Below are 16,985 nucleotides of genomic sequence, written 5' to 3' on the forward strand. Positions count from 1 at the left end.
GATTAACTAAAGAAAGCAGAGATTTCTTCTTCGGATATTTGGGGTAAAACTGCTAAAATTTCGCTTTTTTCTCGATTATTTGTCGATTCAGCCGCCGTATTGCTTTGATTAATCTGGTTAGCTAAATATTCTGCCAAACTATCAATAGTGGGATAATTCCAAACAATGGTGGCTTCGACGGGGATTCCCGACCAATCGGCAAGATCTTGGGCTAATTCCACGGCAAAAATTGAATCTAAGCCAAAATCAGCAAAAGACTGGCTGGTTTGGATAGTGGCTGGATTGACCTTTAATTTCTGGTGTAACCAATTACCTAACCACATTTCCACCTTTTCGGGAGTTTGTTGGCTAAGAAGGGACTTTTTCGGACTAGAGGGGCTATTTACTCGGTCTTGCCGCGCTTGACTAGCAATTTCGACCAGAGAAGTTTCAGCTTGAGGATGAGTCTGTTTAGCTTCTGGTTCCAACGTCAATAACTCGTCGAGTTGATAATCGGAACCCTCTAGACGTTGTTCAATATCATCAATAGATTGAGTATAATCGAGGATACGATCGCGGATAGTTGCCACCGAAGAAGCAAAGTTTTCTTCGGGTGTTCCCCGGAGAGCTTTCTGCACACATAAATCAAACTGCAATTGACTCCAAGCTAGGGCATGACTGTACTTTTCCCCGGGGTGAATTTGGGCCATTTTCGCCGTTGTTGCTACTAAAGCGGCGTAACAACCCAATTCTCCGATTAAAGAATAAGCCCAAGCTAAGGCGGCAGAACGATCACCCCAGAGATTAGACTGGAGACAACGCTGATTAATAGATTGGGCAGTGGTGTGGAGTTGCAGGGCAATCTCGGGCGCTTCCAGAACTTTTGTCAGAAATTCGCCTAATTTGTCCGTATGGGTGATACTTTTGCCCAAAAAGATTTTCAAACTTTCGTTAGGACCTTCGCCAATTCGTAAAACTCTGGCATCCCGGAGAATTTGCGGGGCAAGATTAGTTTCCATGTAACCTCTACCCCCGAGCATCTGAACGAGACTATCGGCCGCTTCCCAGAGGTAATCAGCCCCCGTAATCTTGGCAATAACGGCCATTTCCCTGGGAACGGCCACTTTTTGGTCTAAGGCGGTGGTGATACACTTTAAGAGACTGGACAAGGCCACCGTAGCCCCAGTTAAATGGTCAAAACGGGCTAAAGTAATCGGACTTTCTAGCAATTTACCGGTAGCGATCGAACGACGACTGGCATAACGTAACATTAATTGTAAACAGCGTTTCATGCCGCCAACTCCCATCATGCCAATACCTAAACGGGCATAAAGTAAAGCATCGTCGGCGGGTTCAGTGCCATTGCCCAATTCTCCCAGCAATTGCTCTTTAGTGACTAAAACATCCTCAAAATAGATGGCATTTTGCATAATTCCCCGTAATCCCATAGTTAGGGATTCAGGTCCCAAACGCAGACCGGGGGTACCTTGACGGACAAGAAAACCTGTCAAACCGTTATTCCCCGGTTCTTCCGAATCAAGCAAACGGACAAAAACATTAATCATTCCGGCCCAAGCGGAACCATTCCAACGCTTAAGGCCGCGAATTCGCCATTTATCTCGGCCATCCGGCACTGCAACGGTACTAATTGCCCCGATATTCGCTCCTGCTTCCGGTTCCGTCATGCCAAAGGAGGATAATTGTCTTCCTGTCGCTAAAAGAGGTAATAACTCTTGCTTGAGGGAAATAGTCCCGTAGTTGAGCAGCGGACGGATACCTAAGCTGTTATTGAGACTCACCATCGTCGCCAGAGTTAAATCAATGGCGGCTAATTGTTCCATCACCTGCAAAAAATTGCGATTATTAAGGGCTATTCCCCCGTATTCTTCAGGAATCTGCATTCCCATCAGTCCTTGATTGCCAAAATCCATGACAATATAGGGCGGCACACAACGACGGTCATCAATCAGATGGGAATTAATGCGAGTTTTGGCGTAATCTCGCAACCAAGTCAAGATTTGCTCGGTTTTTTCTTGACTAGCGGTTGTGGGGTCAGCTTGGTGACTGCTGAGGGGGGGGGTTAGCGTCGGCATAGGGGATGAAATTAGTGGAAGTTGCTGGTTTAAATACTGATGACGGCAAGCGTGGCGTTGAATTTTGCCGCTAGAAGTTTTGGAAAGAGATGCGGGTTTGATAAAAGCGATATCATAAACTTGCAATTCGTGTTCTTGAAAAACCGCTCGACGAACTGCTTCTAGGGCTTTTTGCTGGTTAAAACGGCGAATTGCCGTTCTTTCTACCTCTTGAACTAGGACTAACTTTTCTTCTGCCTCGATTTCTACGGTAAAGGCGGCAGTTCCACTGGGGCAAAAGTCGGGATAGCATTGTTCTACACTCTGTTCGATATCCTGGGGATAGTAGTTACCACCGCGAATAATCATCAGGTCTTTCAAGCGTCCGGTGATGTATAGTTGACCCTGATGAATAAAACCTAAATCCCCTGTACGCAAATAAAAACCCTGTCCGGTATCGGCGATAACTGCTTGAAAAGTTTTTTCTGTAGCTTCGGGATGTTGCCAATAGCCCTGGGCAACGGTTTTGCCTTTCACCCAAATTTCTCCCACCTGCTGGGAGGGACAGCGTTGACAGGTTTCAGGATTAACAATGGCAATTTCTGTGTCGATTTCTGTTTGTCCACAACTGACTAAGGATTGAGAATTTGGGCTTTTTTCCGTAAAAACGATTTGATGACGGTTTAAAGCGGCTTTTTCAACCCAGCAGATTTGAGGAACTTGATTTTTCCTGACAGCAGCAACTTTTAAGGTGGCCTCGGCTAAACCATAACCCGGACAAAAGGCGGCAAACTCAAAACCACAGGGGGCAAATTTACGAGCAAATTCGCTCAAAATTTCCATTCTGACCGTTTCTGCCCCATTTAAAGCCACTTTCCAACTGCTTAAGTCTAAATCCGCCAGCTGTTCCTCTTTAATCTTGTCAAGACAACGTTTATAGGCAAAATTAGGGGCGGCAGTGTGGGTGGCCCTGTATTTGCTGATGGCATTTAACCAACCGAGAGGACGTTGTAAAAAGGAAACCGGGGACATGAGATAACAGGGAAATCCTCGATAAAAAGGCAGTAAAATGCCATAAATTAGCCCCATATCATGAAAAGTTGGCAACCATGTCACCATAACGCTCTTTTCATCGTGTTCCCAACCTAAATCTAAATCTCGGAGGTTGGTCAAAAGATTCTCGTGATTGACCATCACTCCTTTGGGAGTCCCCGTGGAACCAGAGGTGTATTGTAAAAAGGCTAAGGTCTCTGGTTTTATCTGAGTGGGGTGGTCTTCGGCTAAACTTTTGCCGATTAAGCTATCCGTAGCTAGAAAGGGAATATCTCTGTCTAGTTGCCTTTTTAATTGGTCTAATTCCGATTGTGTGCTTAAAAGTAAGCTTGCTTGCGAATTATTAATAATAGAAGTTAAGCGAGCCATCTTTTGGTTTTTCTTGGGCAAATTAACTGGAATTGCCACTACTCCTGCTAATAAACAGCCGAAAAACCCAGTAATAAACTCTAATCCCGAAGGGTATGCTAATAAAACTCGTTCCCCCGGTAATAGAATGGATTGGAGACTATTGGCAATCGCTTGCGCTTCCAGAAATAATTCCCCGTAGGTAAGGCGTTTTTCTTCGGTTTCGCCATCGACTAAAAAGGTATAAGCAGTTTTGTGGGGTTGGTATTGGGCGCGATAACGAATAATATCGACTAAACTGCTTATTTCTGACAAATTAAGCTTAGTATCTAAACAAAGAGTCATTTTTTTACTCCCTATTATTAAATGGAATCGAAGACAAAGATTTAATCCTCTCGCACCGGGAAAAGTTTCTGGTGACGGGGGGTGACTAGAATTCTAGGGGTGATTTGGGCTTAAATTAAAGGTTTCTCCGTAAATTTCGCCATAGCAGAGCTTCTGAGTCCCAAAACGTCCCCCATACTCGCTCAAGGGTTCATCGGCGTATCCCAGGGCCAACAGACAACAGACATCGACCGTATCGGGAATTTGGAAATACTCGCGCAAGGGTTTAGCCACAAATCCTTCTAGGGGACAACTATCCACCCCCAAGCTTTGCGCCGCTATCATGAGATAAGTAACCGCAATCATAACTTGTCGGTTGCTCCAAGCTTCTGGAGACTGATAACAGGGTTTAAATTGGAAAAAAGGCGGAATGGCCATGTGCATGAACTTGGCCCGTTTTTCGGAAATCGTCCCCTCTTGCTTTCCTAACTCAATCACTTGATTAATGTAACCACGATGGTTAACTTGGCGATCGCCACAACAGATTAAAACCACGGGTGCATCGACTAATTTATCTTGTTCAAAGCCGAATTCTCGCAATTTTGCCTTATTTTCTGGTTCTCTAACCACTATAAATCGCCATGGTTGCAAATTATAACTAGAGGGAGCTTGGAATCCTAAACGAAAAATTTCGGCTAAAATTTCTTCGGGAATGGCATCGGTGCGAAATTTACGAGTAGAGCGTCTTTTTTGAAATATTTCAGCAATATTCATCATCTAAACCCTTTTATGAGACGTTTTCAACGGTTTAACCTAAAAAACTTTCGGGAATCGCCGGTCCCCATTGATAGAGAATATCTAACCCACCCGCGTGAAGTTCTGGCTCGGTGGTTTGCTCGAAAAGGTCCCCATCGGTAAAATGTTCAATGAGGCTACCGAAAGGATCTTGCCAATAGTCAAACACTTGACTTCCCAACAAATGGCGACCAATACCCCACACAGGAGTCCATCCTTTTTCTCGTAACCAATCGTGGCCGATTTTAATAGAGTCAAAATCTTGCACCTCGAAGGCAGTATGATGGACTTTGGGGTGAGAACCTTGCAACATGGCGATGGTGTGATGATCAACCCATTCGTCTCCCCGTTGACAACGAAGAAAACCCCCGACTCGTAAACTGGGATGGCCGTAATAAATTAAATCTGTTGCTTTTAAGCCAAAAGTCTGCTGATACCAGTGATAACTTTCCTCAAAGTCTTTGACATCAATAGCTAGATGACCTAGACGTAAAATAGGTGCGGGTTCTTTTTTCGGCCTTTGGGTGCGACCTAAACGGGTTTTCCGACTAGCGTGATTCCATTGCAAGGGTTCAGGAATCGGCAAAGGTTCCACTTCCTCGATACCATAGACCAATTCTAGGTTAAAACCGTTGGGGTCAATAATTTTGATGCGCTGACCACCGCCGGGGGTGAACAGGGTTTCCACGGTCGAAGCGGAGGCTAAAGTGGCTAGTTCATGTAAGACGGATTCTGATGTCGCTTCTAGGGCAAAACTGACAAATTTAGCTTTTTTTCCCCATTCTACGACATAGACAAACTGTTTTTTGCCTCTAGCTCGCATATACAAGGCTGTATCGGTTTTAACTGCGGTAATCAGTCCAAAATCCCTCAAAAAACGTTCGCACAGGTCTAAATCCGGATGTTGATAGGTAACGTAGGCAATATCAGCAATTTTAGTCATAGTCGGTCATCCAGTGGAGTTGTCTAATTCGGCACAAAATAGCCAGACAGATATCGGTCAAAGTGCTGTCATAGCAAGGGGAAAAAGACTATTAAGAAAATCTGAACTTTGTTGTGGTTGATTATTGCACTGTGAGTACACCCACAGTCAAAGGCTAATTTTTCTTGCCCTCAATTGCTATCCCAGACTGGAGTTTGAGTAACTTGGGGGTGGAGAAAAACCTTGGGGAACTTCGGGGTTTTGCGGAAAATTTTTTTGAGAGATGTGGTCAAGGTTGTCTAGAGTACCTCGATAAATTGGACTTATTGAGAAAATATTCACACTAATTGAGAATCAACAAAGGTTTCATCAGGGTTTCAGGCGGTGCAATGCTGAAGTAAATCTATTTTTTGAGGTACCCTCTAGAAAAATCCGCTATCGTTCGAGTAAGCAAGTCAGAGAATATTGGGATCAGTAGCAGCGGCAAGGATTATTTCTGTTTCCACTGCCCAAATACCCCTCTGAAATCAATCTTGTTGCACCTGAATGGCATCAATTGAAAACTCGCGAACTGACAGGTCAAATTTTTCTCGAACGGTTGGATTTAGCGCACGTCCTTAAACAGGGGAGCGAAGCTTGCACTCAAAAAGGAGGATAGGAAACTCACTGTTTTAAGTTTAATCCGTAACCAAATTATCACTTAAATTTCTCAATTATCAGCAAAGTCCTTAATTACTAAACTTGAGATAATGTCTAGAAAAGTTACCTATGGGGATATTCCCAGACAAAGAACCAAATATCTGCTTAATGCTCTGTTAAAGTTTGCTAACTACGAGGTGGATAATTGTGAAAATCTAGCGATTAAATTTAGCTGGATTAATGAGAAAAAATTGAAAATTCAAGCCGAACTTAATGCTTTAGAAATGCTGACTGAAAAATGTGGTCAAAAGCTGGAGTCATGGCAAATTCGTGATGCTTTGACGGAATATCTTAACGAAAAGTTTTTAGGTATTTTGGAAGATCATCGTCTCAATAATCAAGGAAAAATTCGTACTTTTCAAATTACTTTTTGGCAACGGGGTCATGATATTTTAACCAACCTAAGGAGCTTTGATCAAGAGTGGGCAAACAAAAGTAAACATCAATCTCCCGCAATTGCTGCTATTTTCTCCTCTTTAGATGAGGAAAAACAACAGGATTATCAGACCTATATTAAGGATTATGTAAAACGTCCACCTCTGGAGGAAAATTGTCTCAAAGTTCTTCAGCAAGAACAATCGTTGCTAAGAATTCGCGCACCTCATAATAGTGGCAAAACCCGTTTAGTTAATTGGTTAGTCCATCATCTCAAACAAGATAATTATCAACCAGTTATCATTGATTGTGAGGAGGAAAAAGCTACTATTGCCCTTAGTTGTGAAGACTTGCTGCTGTCGATTTGTCGTACCATTACCCAAGAATTAAAGATTAACGAATCTCTTCTCGATAAATTTTGGTCTCGTCCCGGAACTCCTGCCCACAAAACTCGACGATATTTAGAGGAATATGTTCTCCAACCCAGTGCTAATCCTCTGGTTTTTGTCTTTGAAAAATTTGATACAATTTTGGAAACTGAAACAATCGGTAATGAAATTTGTGGTATTCTCAGAAGTTGGCATGAAAGACGTTCCCAACCTTGGCGGAAACTGCGCTTAATTATTATTCATTCAACGGAATTTTATAGCAACTACGATTTTTATGCCTCTCCCTTAATTGGTGTAGGTTATGTGGCTAGTTTATCGGATTTTAATGCGGAACAAGTTCTCACTTTCGCTCAAGTTAATGGCATTAATTGGACGTTATCAGATGTTCATAAGGTCATGAACTTAGTGGGAGGTAATCCTTATTTAATTAAGTTAATCTTGGTAAAATTGCAAGAAGGGAAGTCTCTAGAAAAGGTTCTAGATGATGCCTTGCAGGGACGAGAGCCATTTCAAAGTCATTTTTTCCTACTGATGAGATATCTGAAAAGTAATGCTAACCTCCAGAATATTTTTAGGCAAATTCTTCAGAAAAAAGCTCTGACTCCGGCTCAAATGAAAGGAGAATCTGTCCAATTTTTGGAACGATTGGGACTGATCCACAAAAGTTATGATAACCTAGAGGTTCGTTGCAATTTGTATCAAGTATATTTTGACGACTTGCTTGATTAGTCTCGTTGAGATTCCAATTGAAACTGAATTGAGTTTTCAAGTTTTGCTTCTAACTTACTCTTAACCCTGACAGTAATTGGTTCTCGATTAGATTCGGATTCATTATCTACAAACCTGAGAGAATTGCCTGAGGTCAAACTGGCCGAAAGATTGAGGTTTTCTAAATATTCTTGTATCAACTCTGAAGAAATTTTATTCTGGGATTGCAAGGCTCTAATAGCAGCTATAAATGATTGGGCTGCATCATAACTGGTAGCGGTTCGCCAACTAATATCTTCTTTCCATAAAGCTTGAGCATCTCTGACAAAATTTTGGGACTTAATTAGATGGGAAAACCAAGGCACAGCCAAAACTAAATTATCAATAAATTTACCGCTATCAACCAACATTTCATGTTCATACATGGAATGACTCCCTAAAAGAACTAGCTTATTTTTCAGTTCTAGAGTGGTACTGGTATTCAACTGTTCAAGAGTATGGGATAATTCCACTACCACAGAAGCTGATTCCAAACTGGGAAATAAGACAATTCCTCTAACTTGATCTTGGGAAAATGCTTTTAAAACTTCTGCGTCAATATCTAGGGAAGATGATAAATCAATTACTTTAGTGATTTTACCGCCTTTTTTTTGGAAAGCTTGATGAAACTCTTGAGTAAGTTCTTGGCTATCAATCTGGTTAGAATTATTAAAAATAATTACTTTATCTAGATCATGTTTGCTGGCATAATTAGCTAAAGTCTCACCAATTTTTTCATTGGTGATAACGGTTCTAAAAAAGTATTCACTCTCAATTACATCCGAGGAACTTGTCGAAGAAATTAAAGTAATTTTGGCTCTTTCATAGATAGGTAAAGCTGCTAAGGTGGCTTCACTAGAATAATGTCCAATTACTCCAATAACTTGGGTGTCTTTAACGATTTCCTTGGCGACTATCTTAGCAACTTTTTCATCATTATTATCATTGGCAATAACGATATTTAAAAATAAATTATTCGCACTGGTCGGTAATTGGCTATTAAAAAAATATTGTGCTTGAGCAATCCCTTTAAGGATTTCTTGGGAAATTTCATTTTTTTTGCCACTGGGAATAACCACCGCCAAAGTCACATAATTATTACTTAAATAAGCGATAGCATTATTATAATAAATCAAGGTTTCTGCATCTTCAGGATGAGCAAGATAGGCTTTTTTGAATAACTGTTTAGCCTCTAGATAATTAGCATTTTTAAAAGCCAAAATACCCCGATCTTTATAAAAATTTTCCTGTTTGATAAGTAGCTTTTTTTCGCCTTGGCTAAATAGTTCAGGCTCCTTAGTATAGGGAATTTTATAAAAGTAAGGTAACAGCCATGACTGGTAGAATCCCAACCCAAGTAACCCTGTAACAATGCTAGTAAATATTCCCGCTACTAACATAAATAAACGAGATTGTTTTTGACGAGTAATTCTCTCAGATGCGGCTAAAAAACGATAATCGATACTATCTAATTCTTTATCTTCTTGCCATTTTTTAGATTCCTCTAACTTTTTCCCCGTCAGTAAACAATTTGTATCGGTAAAATTTGAGTCTTCCCACTTAGCAATCTCCGATTGATAAGGACGACTAGCTGCTAATACATTATATAACCATTTTTGATTAAAAATTGCCTGATAAATAGCATTAGCCACCCTAAGATAGCCCTGATTATCGACGATAACTAATCCAGATAGTAATAATTCATCATGTTCTGGTGTGTTACTAGCTTTCACCAATTTACCTTTTAAAAGGTTGGCATAAACCCTTAGTAAATATCCTTGATCAGGATGATAAATAAGTCGCTCTCTTATACTTGATAAAAAAGCAGGTTCATCTTTTTTTTCCCAGTTATCAATAATGTGTTTATAAACGAAATCTCGCACCCAAGCTGATAAGAGAGACTGAGGTATTGTAACTTTAAACTTGGCCATTAAATAGCACAATTTTTGAGTTAGAAAAGGTTGACCATTAGTCCAGCTAAAAATTTCTTGTAGAATTTCTTGAGGGGACACACCCAACCCTTCTAGTCCTTGCATCAAGGGTTGACAGTTATCTTCTAACGACAGTCCATTTAATTCAATTGCTTTACCAATATTGAAAGGAGTTCTTTGACTATCTTGAATTAATTGATTGGGGGTAGCCGTGCCAATTAAAACAAATGAAATACGATTAAAATCTGCATTAATAACTCGCTTTTCATGACAAGACCTAAGGTAAGCAAAAAAGTCATCAGTAGCAAAAGGTAGTTTTCTAACCACATCAATTTCATCAATAAAAATAACAATGTTGTTTGAAATTTTTATCAATAAAATTTCTTTAATAAACTGTCTAAGTAACCCAACATTAGAAACAGATTGACTGGCGATCCAAGATTCTAAATCCGTCATATTTAGTTTTAATTGTTCGGCAATTTCAATAATTAAGGAATGATACCAGCTAGATTGATCTACTGATGTCCCCAATTCATTTAAGTCTATACGGGAACAGGCAACTCCTTGGGCTTCAATTTGAGTTTGGATGCGTACCGTCAAACTCGACTTGCCCATTTTGCGAGAATTGAAAATATAACAATACTGACTGTTCATCAGAGCTTGGTACAATTTCAGATCAGCCCTTCTATCCACATAGCTTGGATCGGAAGGAGATAGGGTACTAGAAAACTTATAAACAGTTTCTGCGGTTCCGTTTTCTTGCATATTTCGGTATTTCATTGACCAGATAACCAAAATTTGGGTAAGTAATACCAGTTTGAACTACACTAACCCCGGTGATAAATCCAGAAAAAAACCGCGCTCACTCATAGCCAATTATTGGTAAGCTAGTTCTGCTCTGAATGAAATTGGCATATTTTCTTCGGGTAAACTCATCTAAGCTGAATTCTCTCAACTGCGCGAATCCCCACCCTCAGCAACGGGTTCGGAAGAGACTGAAAAGTCTCCTATCCCCTAATTCCCTACTCTAAAGCGTAGATACGACCATCCATGAGCAGACGGGTGATCCCTTTCGCTTCCAGTTGAGCGTGAGCTTTTTCGATCAGGCGACCGTCGGGAACTTTAATCACTTTTTCCTTGCGCTTGGAGAAACGACGAGCGATGCGATGACTTTCAAAGATGGGGAGAGTGCGCTGCTGGATTTCCTGAGGGGGAACCTTACCCAATTCGGCAAAATCCTTGAGGGGACGGGTGATTAATTCGGCAGCACGATCGATGACCAAGTAACAGGTTTTGGGAAAAGCCGCCGCCGAGAGGGGTAAGATCTGTAATTGGGCGGTTTTAACGATAGTCGGGCCTAAATAGCTGTCCGCTAGTTCCCCCTCCTCCTCATCTTCATCCTCATCCTCCTCTTCATCCCAATCCTCGTCAAGCTCATCTTCTTCCTCCTCTTCCTCGATAGCTTCGACGAAAAACTCGCTTAAATTAGCGGTTTCTAGGGTCTTATCGCCATTAATTTCTGTATCTTCTGGATTATCTGCTTCTGGCGGGTAAACGGTATCCATTAACAGGGTTAATTGTTCCACAGAAGCGATCGGTGGCTCAAAAGCCTGCTCATCCTTAGCTGCGATTTGGGCTGCCCGAACACTAATCACCTCGATCGCTTTTTCTGGTAGATCCGCTGCTGCCTCCTCCTCCTCAAGGCCGCGACCATTGCGGGCCAAGCGTTTTTTCTGGATTAACTGCTCGTATTCCTCGCCAGAAAAAGAATTTTTGAGAAAACGACTGACCGTAGAGCTACTCACGCCATAACGCTCGGCTAAGGTGGAAGTGGTGGCCTCCGTTTCCCGATAAAGCTTAAGAATTTCTTTTTTCGTGGCATCAGTCAGTTTTCTTGGACTCATATTACTTATATAGTTATTTTTTAAGCGATAGGATCTTGCCGATGGCTAGTCAGGGGAAGCTGTTGTCCTTGAGCGGATGTACTCTTAATCATAAAACGCTCTAGCCAATTAAAACTAAGCAATTCGTTTTCTAGTCCCTGTTCTAGTCTATCCTTGACTTCTGTTTCTCACCACTACTCAAGATTAAAAAATTGACGATGATATCAAGTGCTGCTAGTCAAAAAGCCTTATTAGTTCTGGCCGATGGTACAGTTTACGAGGGTTATTCCTTCGGAGCCAAGGGAACCACCGTCGGCGAAGTTGTCTTTAACACGGGGATGACCGGTTATCAGGAAGTCCTCACCGATCCCAGTTATGCTGGTCAAATCGTCACTTTTACCTATCCAGAATTGGGAAATACGGGGGTTAACCCCGAGGATGAGGAGTCAATTCGTCCCCAGGTGAAAGGAGCGATCGCCAAAAACATCTGCCACCGGCCCAGTAATTGGCGTTCCAGCCAATCTCTACCGGATTATCTGGCCGCTCATCATGTTATTGGCATCTATGGCATCGATACCCGGTCTCTGACCCGCAAAATTCGCTCGGTTGGGGCGATGAATGGGGCAATTTCCACGGAAATACTCGATTATCACGATTTACTGCGGCTGGTGCAGGCAGCCCCCAGTATGGCGGGATTAAATCTCGTCAAAGAAGTAACCACCAAGGAAGTGTACGAATGGACGACTCCCACTCCGTCCACCTGGGAATTTGCGCCAATTGATAGTGATCAAGAACCGTTAACGGTGGTGGCGATCGATTTTGGCATCAAACGCAATATTCTCCGACGTTTAGCCAGCTACGGTTGTCGGGTGATCGTGGTTCCCGCTGACACTCCCCCGGAAAAAATCGCCGCCTATAATCCCGATGGTATTTTCTTTTCTAACGGACCGGGAGATCCGGCGGCTGTCACCGAAGGTATTGCCCTAGCCAAGCAACTTTTGCAAGGGGAAAAACCCACTTTTGGCATCTGTATGGGTCATCAAATTTTAGGCCTATCCCTAGGAGCAGAAACCTTTAAACTGAAATTTGGCCATCGCGGGTTAAATCAACCCTGTGGACTGCAGCAACAGGTGGAAATTACCAGTCAGAATCACGGTTTTGCCGTGCAGGAAGCCTCTTTAAATCCGCAAGTGGAGATTACCCATCTCAACCTCAATGATCGCACCGTAGCGGGTTTAAAACACAAGTCCTTGCCCTTTTTCTCGGTGCAATACCACCCCGAAGCCAGTCCTGGCCCCCACGATGCCGATTATCTGTTTGGCAAATTTGTTGATTTAATGCGGCAAGCAAAAAAGGATCGGGCGTAAATTTTTAGGATATACTAGGGTTTTGATTTTTACGGCTCTAGAGCTAGGAGGCGATTATTCCAGAAGCAATTAACTTGACTGTCAGCTTGCGAGGCACCCGCGAGGTCAGAGATAAGTACCAAATTTTCCGTTTGACGGGTCTTTTAGATGCCTTTTCCGAACCGACTTTTTGTAAGGTGATCGAAGGCTATGTGGAGCAGGGTCCTAAGGATGTGATTATTAGCCTGGCTCAGATTGATTTTATCGATAGCTCCGGTTTAGGAGCTTTGGTAAAATTGGTGAAAAAGGCCAAAACTGAAGGGGGCAGTTTACAAATTGTTACCAATCCCCGGGTAACTCAAACCGTAAAACTGGTGCGATTGGAGAAGTTTTTTTCCCTGCAACCCACCCTAGAGGCTGCGATCAAATATCTAGAAAAAGCGTAAATCGTGGAATCTCCTCTCGAAAAAATTCGCTTACAGGTCAGTGGCCAGGGTTCACCAATCCTAGAGGGTCTTGACCGATTATCGCCCGCTTCTCTGGCCTATCTGGGGGATGCTGTTTATGAATTATACATCCGCACCTATTATTTACTGCCGCCCCAGCGTCTGGGGGACTATCACGCTCAGGTGGTAGGCAAGGTCAGGGCCGAACAACAGGCTTTAGATTTAGCACAACTGCAGCCCTATCTGACGGACCAAGAAAAAGAAATTCTGCGCCGGGGACGCAATGCGGTCACGGGAAAACGTCGTCGTCTGACAGCCCAAGTCTATCAGCAGGCCAGCAGTTTAGAAACCCTGTTCGGCTATCTTTATCTACAAGACCCCTCAAGATTACATCAACTATTAGAAAAACTAGAATTATAGCCCTCAGGTATTTTACGAAAAGCATTCCCAAATGCGTTTAACTGCTATGGGATAGAGAGGTGCGTAGTTCACCCAAGGAGAATTAATCTCTCGAAGTAAAAGTGAAGGGAATTTCTGAAATGGAATTCAGTCTGTCTATATTTGACTATACTTTTACTAACTATTATTCCCGACCCCCTTTTATTAATCCATGCAATCATGAGCGATCGACCATTTCGTAGCAAGTCCGATAATAGTAATTTTCGCCGGCCCTCGCGGTCAAAAACCGGGCCAATTCTGGCTAAATCCCCGACAGTAACTCCAGAAAACCAAGAAGCTGATGATCTGCTCTACGGTCGCCGGGTAGTTTTAACGGCCATGGAGGAGGAGCGCCAACTGAATCGGATTTGGGTAGTCAATCGACTCCGTTACGATCCCCGTTATCATACCCTTTTGGAAAAAGCCAAAGCCAACGGCACGGTAATTGATGAGGTGGACGATCTCCGTCTCGATCAGATTACCAGTAAGGCCAATCATCAGGGGATCGCCGCCCAGATGTCTCCCTATGAGTATATCGAATTAGCCGATCTGATCGAAAAAGCTAAGGGCAAAAGTCGCCACCCCGTCATCGTCATCGCTGAAGGTATTACGGATCCCCATAACCTTGGGGCAATCATTCGCACCGCCGAAGCTATGGGTTGTCAGGGGGTAGTTATTCCCCAACGTCGCGCCGCCGGGGTGACATCGACGGTGATGAAAGTGGCGGCGGGGGCCCTGGAATATTTACCCGTCGCTAGGGTGGTTAATCTCAATCGTGCTTTAGAGGAATTAAAAGCGGCCGGTTTTTGGCTCTACGGCACGGCGGCAAAAACTGGTAAATCTTTACACACAATCAATTTAACGGGTGCGATAGGATTGGTGGTAGGTTCGGAGGGAGAGGGTTTGAGTCTGTTGGCCCAAAAGTCCTGCGATGAGTTGGTATCTATCCCCTTGGCAGGCAAAACTCCCAGTCTCAATGCTTCGGTGGCGGCGGCTATGGCTCTTTACGAGGTTTACCGGCAACGCTGGCAAAATTCCCCCGATTGAAAATCTGTATTTTTCGACACTCCCAATAGCCAAAAGGAGAAAGTATAAATATAATAGGAAGGAAGTTTGCGAAATGTAAACAAACGTAACAAAACCACCAGAGTAGATTTAGATGGGGAACGAAATGAAAGAATTTTTGATTAGCTTACTCGAAAGGTTCGGATTAGCCTACTGGGTCGAGATTAAAACCGACTATCCCAGATGTACTTATTATTTTGGTCCTTTTCTCGCTAAAGACGAGGCTGAAGTCGCTCAAGCTGGTTACGAAGAAGATTTGAAAACAGAAGGAGCGCAGGGGATTAAATTGCATATAAAACGTTGTAAACCCGAAGATTTAACTATTTTTGAGGAAAAGGAAGAAGGTAAGCTCCTCAATCCCTTAAAGGTCTTACGCAGTCAAGTTTCTTAACAATTTCCAGTGATCGGTAATCAGTGATCAGCTTCTGAAGGCAACAGGCAACAGGCAAAAGGCAAAAGGCTCCAAGAAAGGATTCGGCGATTCTCCTACCGAAAAAGAAGGCTAGAAACTAAGTAGAGCTTGCTGAATAAATGTGAAATATAGACGAGGTAAGGGTTTTAGGGTTCTGTTTCGCTCCCACAGGTGCAAGATTTTGAGAGAATCGTGGTTCAAAACCTGGCCTCTTCATCGGCCCGCGTCCTGTAGGGGCGAAGCATTCGGGCAATAACCTATCGGTGAAACCCTAGATATTCTATCCGAATGCTTCGCCCCTACTTTTTGCCGCAAACCCTAAATATCAATGGGAGCGATTTAAAAAACAGCTATATTCTGCTTCTGTCAGTCTTCCCGCTTCGTAGAGAGTATCGGTAATTTCTGCTAGAGTTAAAACCGAATAAGGTTGATAACCATGGCTACGAAGTTTATCTTTAACAAGCCCACCATGGTCGATAAAAACCACAATATCATTAACTAATAATCCCGCCGATTTAATCTTTTCTGCCCCCTCGATCGCACTTTTGCCAGAAATTAAAATATCGTCCACTACTACCACGGTTTCCCCCACTTGAAAATTACCTTCAATTACTCTTCTTGTGCCGTGGGCTTTTACTTCTTTGCGGGGGAAAATCATCGGATGATTTAATAATAAAGATAAACCCGTAGCTGTAGGTAAAGAACCGTAGGGGATACCAGAAATGCGGTCAAATGTCAAGGTTTTTAATATTTCTCCATAGGCTTCAATTACCTGCTGAAAAATATTAGGATTAGAGATAATTTTTCTCAGATCGATATAATAGGAAAAAGTTTCTCCCGATGCTTGCACATAATCGCCAAACATCAAGCAGCCAATATCAAATAATTGTAGAATTAAATCCTGATGAGGATGTTGTTTTAAAAGACAAACGTTAGCAGTCCAAGTATCATCTTGGCTCGATTCTTGCTGGTGATTTTGTTGAATTTTGTTGACTTCCTCTCGTAAATCCTTGACTTTTGCCCCCAAATCGGGTTGAGATAAAAAGTCTTGGGGTACAGGAATTAATAAACCCTCGCCATGACTATTTAAACCCACAGTAATTAACTCGGAGAATTGACTTTTTTCTTCCCAAATACTGCGTAATAAAATCAATCTTTCGGGAGCAAAATTGCGAATCCTCTTCAATATCTCCGGTTGAGTGGTTCCCACTTCTAAAAATACTTGTTCGGGAGTTCCCCAAGTGCAAGCTTCTTTGACAACTTGCAGATAAAAAGGATTGTCGCGACTGGGGAATTCTTGCAGATTAATCGCACCTTGATTGGAAGTATGACAGAGGATAAAAGCGCCATGCTCGGGGTAAACTAAAAAAGGAGCAACGTGATCCTGTCCGGAGTAGGGATTGAGAGTAACCGCGTCCACCTGCCAAGTTTTAAAGATAGTCTCGGCTAAAACACTGCTGGTATTAATATCACCATGTTTAGCATCCAAAATTACAGGGATATGAGGGGGAATTGCCTTTAAAATTCGCTGTAATAATTCTAACCCCGCTGCTCCCAAAGCTTGATAAAAGCCTAAAGTTGGTTTGTAGGCACAGACAAAAGGGGCAGTTTCATCGATAATAAACTTGAGCCACTGTTCTAAATTAACGATTAATTCTCCCGGGGTGGAGGGCATCATTTCGGGGTTAGCATCTAAACCGAGGACAAGTAGAGTCTGGTTTTGACTAATGGCGTGGTTTAACTTTTGAAAAAAATTCATCG

The 16,985-nt window shown here is 42.5% G+C and carries 12 protein-coding genes and 1 pseudogene; 7 read left to right on the plus strand and 6 right to left on the minus strand.

The window, feature by feature from the left end; translation table 11 throughout:
* Positions 1 to 2 precede the first annotated feature (2 nt).
* The 3 genes from O9323_RS11235 to O9323_RS11245 form a co-directional block, all read right to left on the minus strand.
* The gene (locus O9323_RS11235) at positions 3 to 3,797 is read right to left on the minus strand and encodes an AMP-binding protein (RefSeq protein ID WP_288125127.1); all 3,795 of its coding nucleotides are present in this window, start codon (positions 3,795 to 3,797) and stop codon (positions 3 to 5) included.
* 93 nt (positions 3,798 to 3,890) lie between these two features.
* Positions 3,891 to 4,553 (minus strand): nitroreductase family protein, encoded by a 663-nt coding sequence (locus O9323_RS11240; RefSeq protein ID WP_002776854.1) that lies wholly within the window; start codon positions 4,551 to 4,553, stop codon positions 3,891 to 3,893.
* A 31-nt stretch (positions 4,554 to 4,584) separates the two neighbouring features.
* Positions 4,585 to 5,514: a VOC family protein gene (locus O9323_RS11245; RefSeq protein WP_288125128.1), complete on the minus strand. Its 930-nt coding sequence runs from the start codon at positions 5,512 to 5,514 to the stop codon at positions 4,585 to 4,587.
* 728 nt (positions 5,515 to 6,242) lie between these two features.
* On the opposite strand from O9323_RS11245, the gene O9323_RS11250 reads away from it, so the two are divergent.
* Positions 6,243 to 7,685 (plus strand): AAA-like domain-containing protein, encoded by a 1,443-nt coding sequence (locus O9323_RS11250; protein WP_193976946.1) that lies wholly within the window; start codon positions 6,243 to 6,245, stop codon positions 7,683 to 7,685.
* Here O9323_RS11250 and O9323_RS11255 read toward each other — a convergent pair.
* Complete coding sequence (locus O9323_RS11255) at positions 7,682 to 10,414, minus strand: AAA-like domain-containing protein (protein WP_288125129.1); 2,733 nt, start codon at positions 10,412 to 10,414, stop codon at positions 7,682 to 7,684. The two genes, O9323_RS11250 and O9323_RS11255, sit on opposite strands and share 4 nt — an antisense overlap.
* Positions 10,415 to 10,656: 242 nt before the next feature.
* Positions 10,657 to 11,538, minus strand: a complete 882-nt coding sequence (locus O9323_RS11260) for a helix-turn-helix domain-containing protein (protein WP_004158547.1) — start codon at positions 11,536 to 11,538, stop codon at positions 10,657 to 10,659.
* Positions 11,539 to 11,735: 197 nt separating this feature from the next.
* Here O9323_RS11260 and carA point away from each other — a divergent pair, with 197 nt between their 5' ends.
* From carA to O9323_RS11285, 6 genes and pseudogenes are all read left to right on the plus strand, one after another.
* Positions 11,736 to 12,884, plus strand: a complete 1,149-nt coding sequence (gene carA / locus O9323_RS11265) for a glutamine-hydrolyzing carbamoyl-phosphate synthase small subunit (RefSeq protein WP_004158544.1) — start codon at positions 11,736 to 11,738, stop codon at positions 12,882 to 12,884.
* 74 nt (positions 12,885 to 12,958) lie between these two features.
* The gene (locus tag O9323_RS11270) at positions 12,959 to 13,309 is read left to right on the plus strand and encodes an STAS domain-containing protein (protein ID WP_002793971.1); all 351 of its coding nucleotides are present in this window, start codon (positions 12,959 to 12,961) and stop codon (positions 13,307 to 13,309) included.
* Positions 13,310 to 13,312: 3 nt separating this feature from the next.
* Complete coding sequence (locus O9323_RS11275; protein ID WP_008196350.1) at positions 13,313 to 13,729, plus strand: Mini-ribonuclease 3; 417 nt, start codon at positions 13,313 to 13,315, stop codon at positions 13,727 to 13,729.
* Between the two features lie 9 nt (positions 13,730 to 13,738).
* Positions 13,739 to 13,828, plus strand: a pseudogene (locus O9323_RS22885) (IS200/IS605 family accessory protein TnpB-related protein); the annotation flags it as partial.
* A 99-nt stretch (positions 13,829 to 13,927) separates the two neighbouring features.
* Entirely contained in the window at positions 13,928 to 14,794 is an 867-nt protein-coding gene (gene rlmB / locus O9323_RS11280; RefSeq protein ID WP_002733719.1) for a 23S rRNA (guanosine(2251)-2'-O)-methyltransferase RlmB, read from the plus strand.
* 112 nt (positions 14,795 to 14,906) lie between these two features.
* The gene (locus tag O9323_RS11285; RefSeq protein WP_004158539.1) at positions 14,907 to 15,203 is read left to right on the plus strand and encodes a DUF1816 domain-containing protein; all 297 of its coding nucleotides are present in this window, start codon (positions 14,907 to 14,909) and stop codon (positions 15,201 to 15,203) included.
* Positions 15,204 to 15,549: 346 nt separating this feature from the next.
* On the opposite strand, the gene O9323_RS11290 is transcribed toward O9323_RS11285, so the two are convergent.
* The gene (locus O9323_RS11290; RefSeq protein WP_288125130.1) at positions 15,550 to 16,983 is read right to left on the minus strand and encodes a bifunctional orotidine-5'-phosphate decarboxylase/orotate phosphoribosyltransferase; all 1,434 of its coding nucleotides are present in this window, start codon (positions 16,981 to 16,983) and stop codon (positions 15,550 to 15,552) included.
* Between the last annotated feature and the right edge of the window lie 2 nt (positions 16,984 to 16,985).

Source organism: Microcystis sp. LE19-131.1A (assembly GCF_027532015.1).
GTDB classification, from domain to species: domain Bacteria; phylum Cyanobacteriota; class Cyanobacteriia; order Cyanobacteriales; family Microcystaceae; genus Microcystis; species Microcystis ichthyoblabe_A.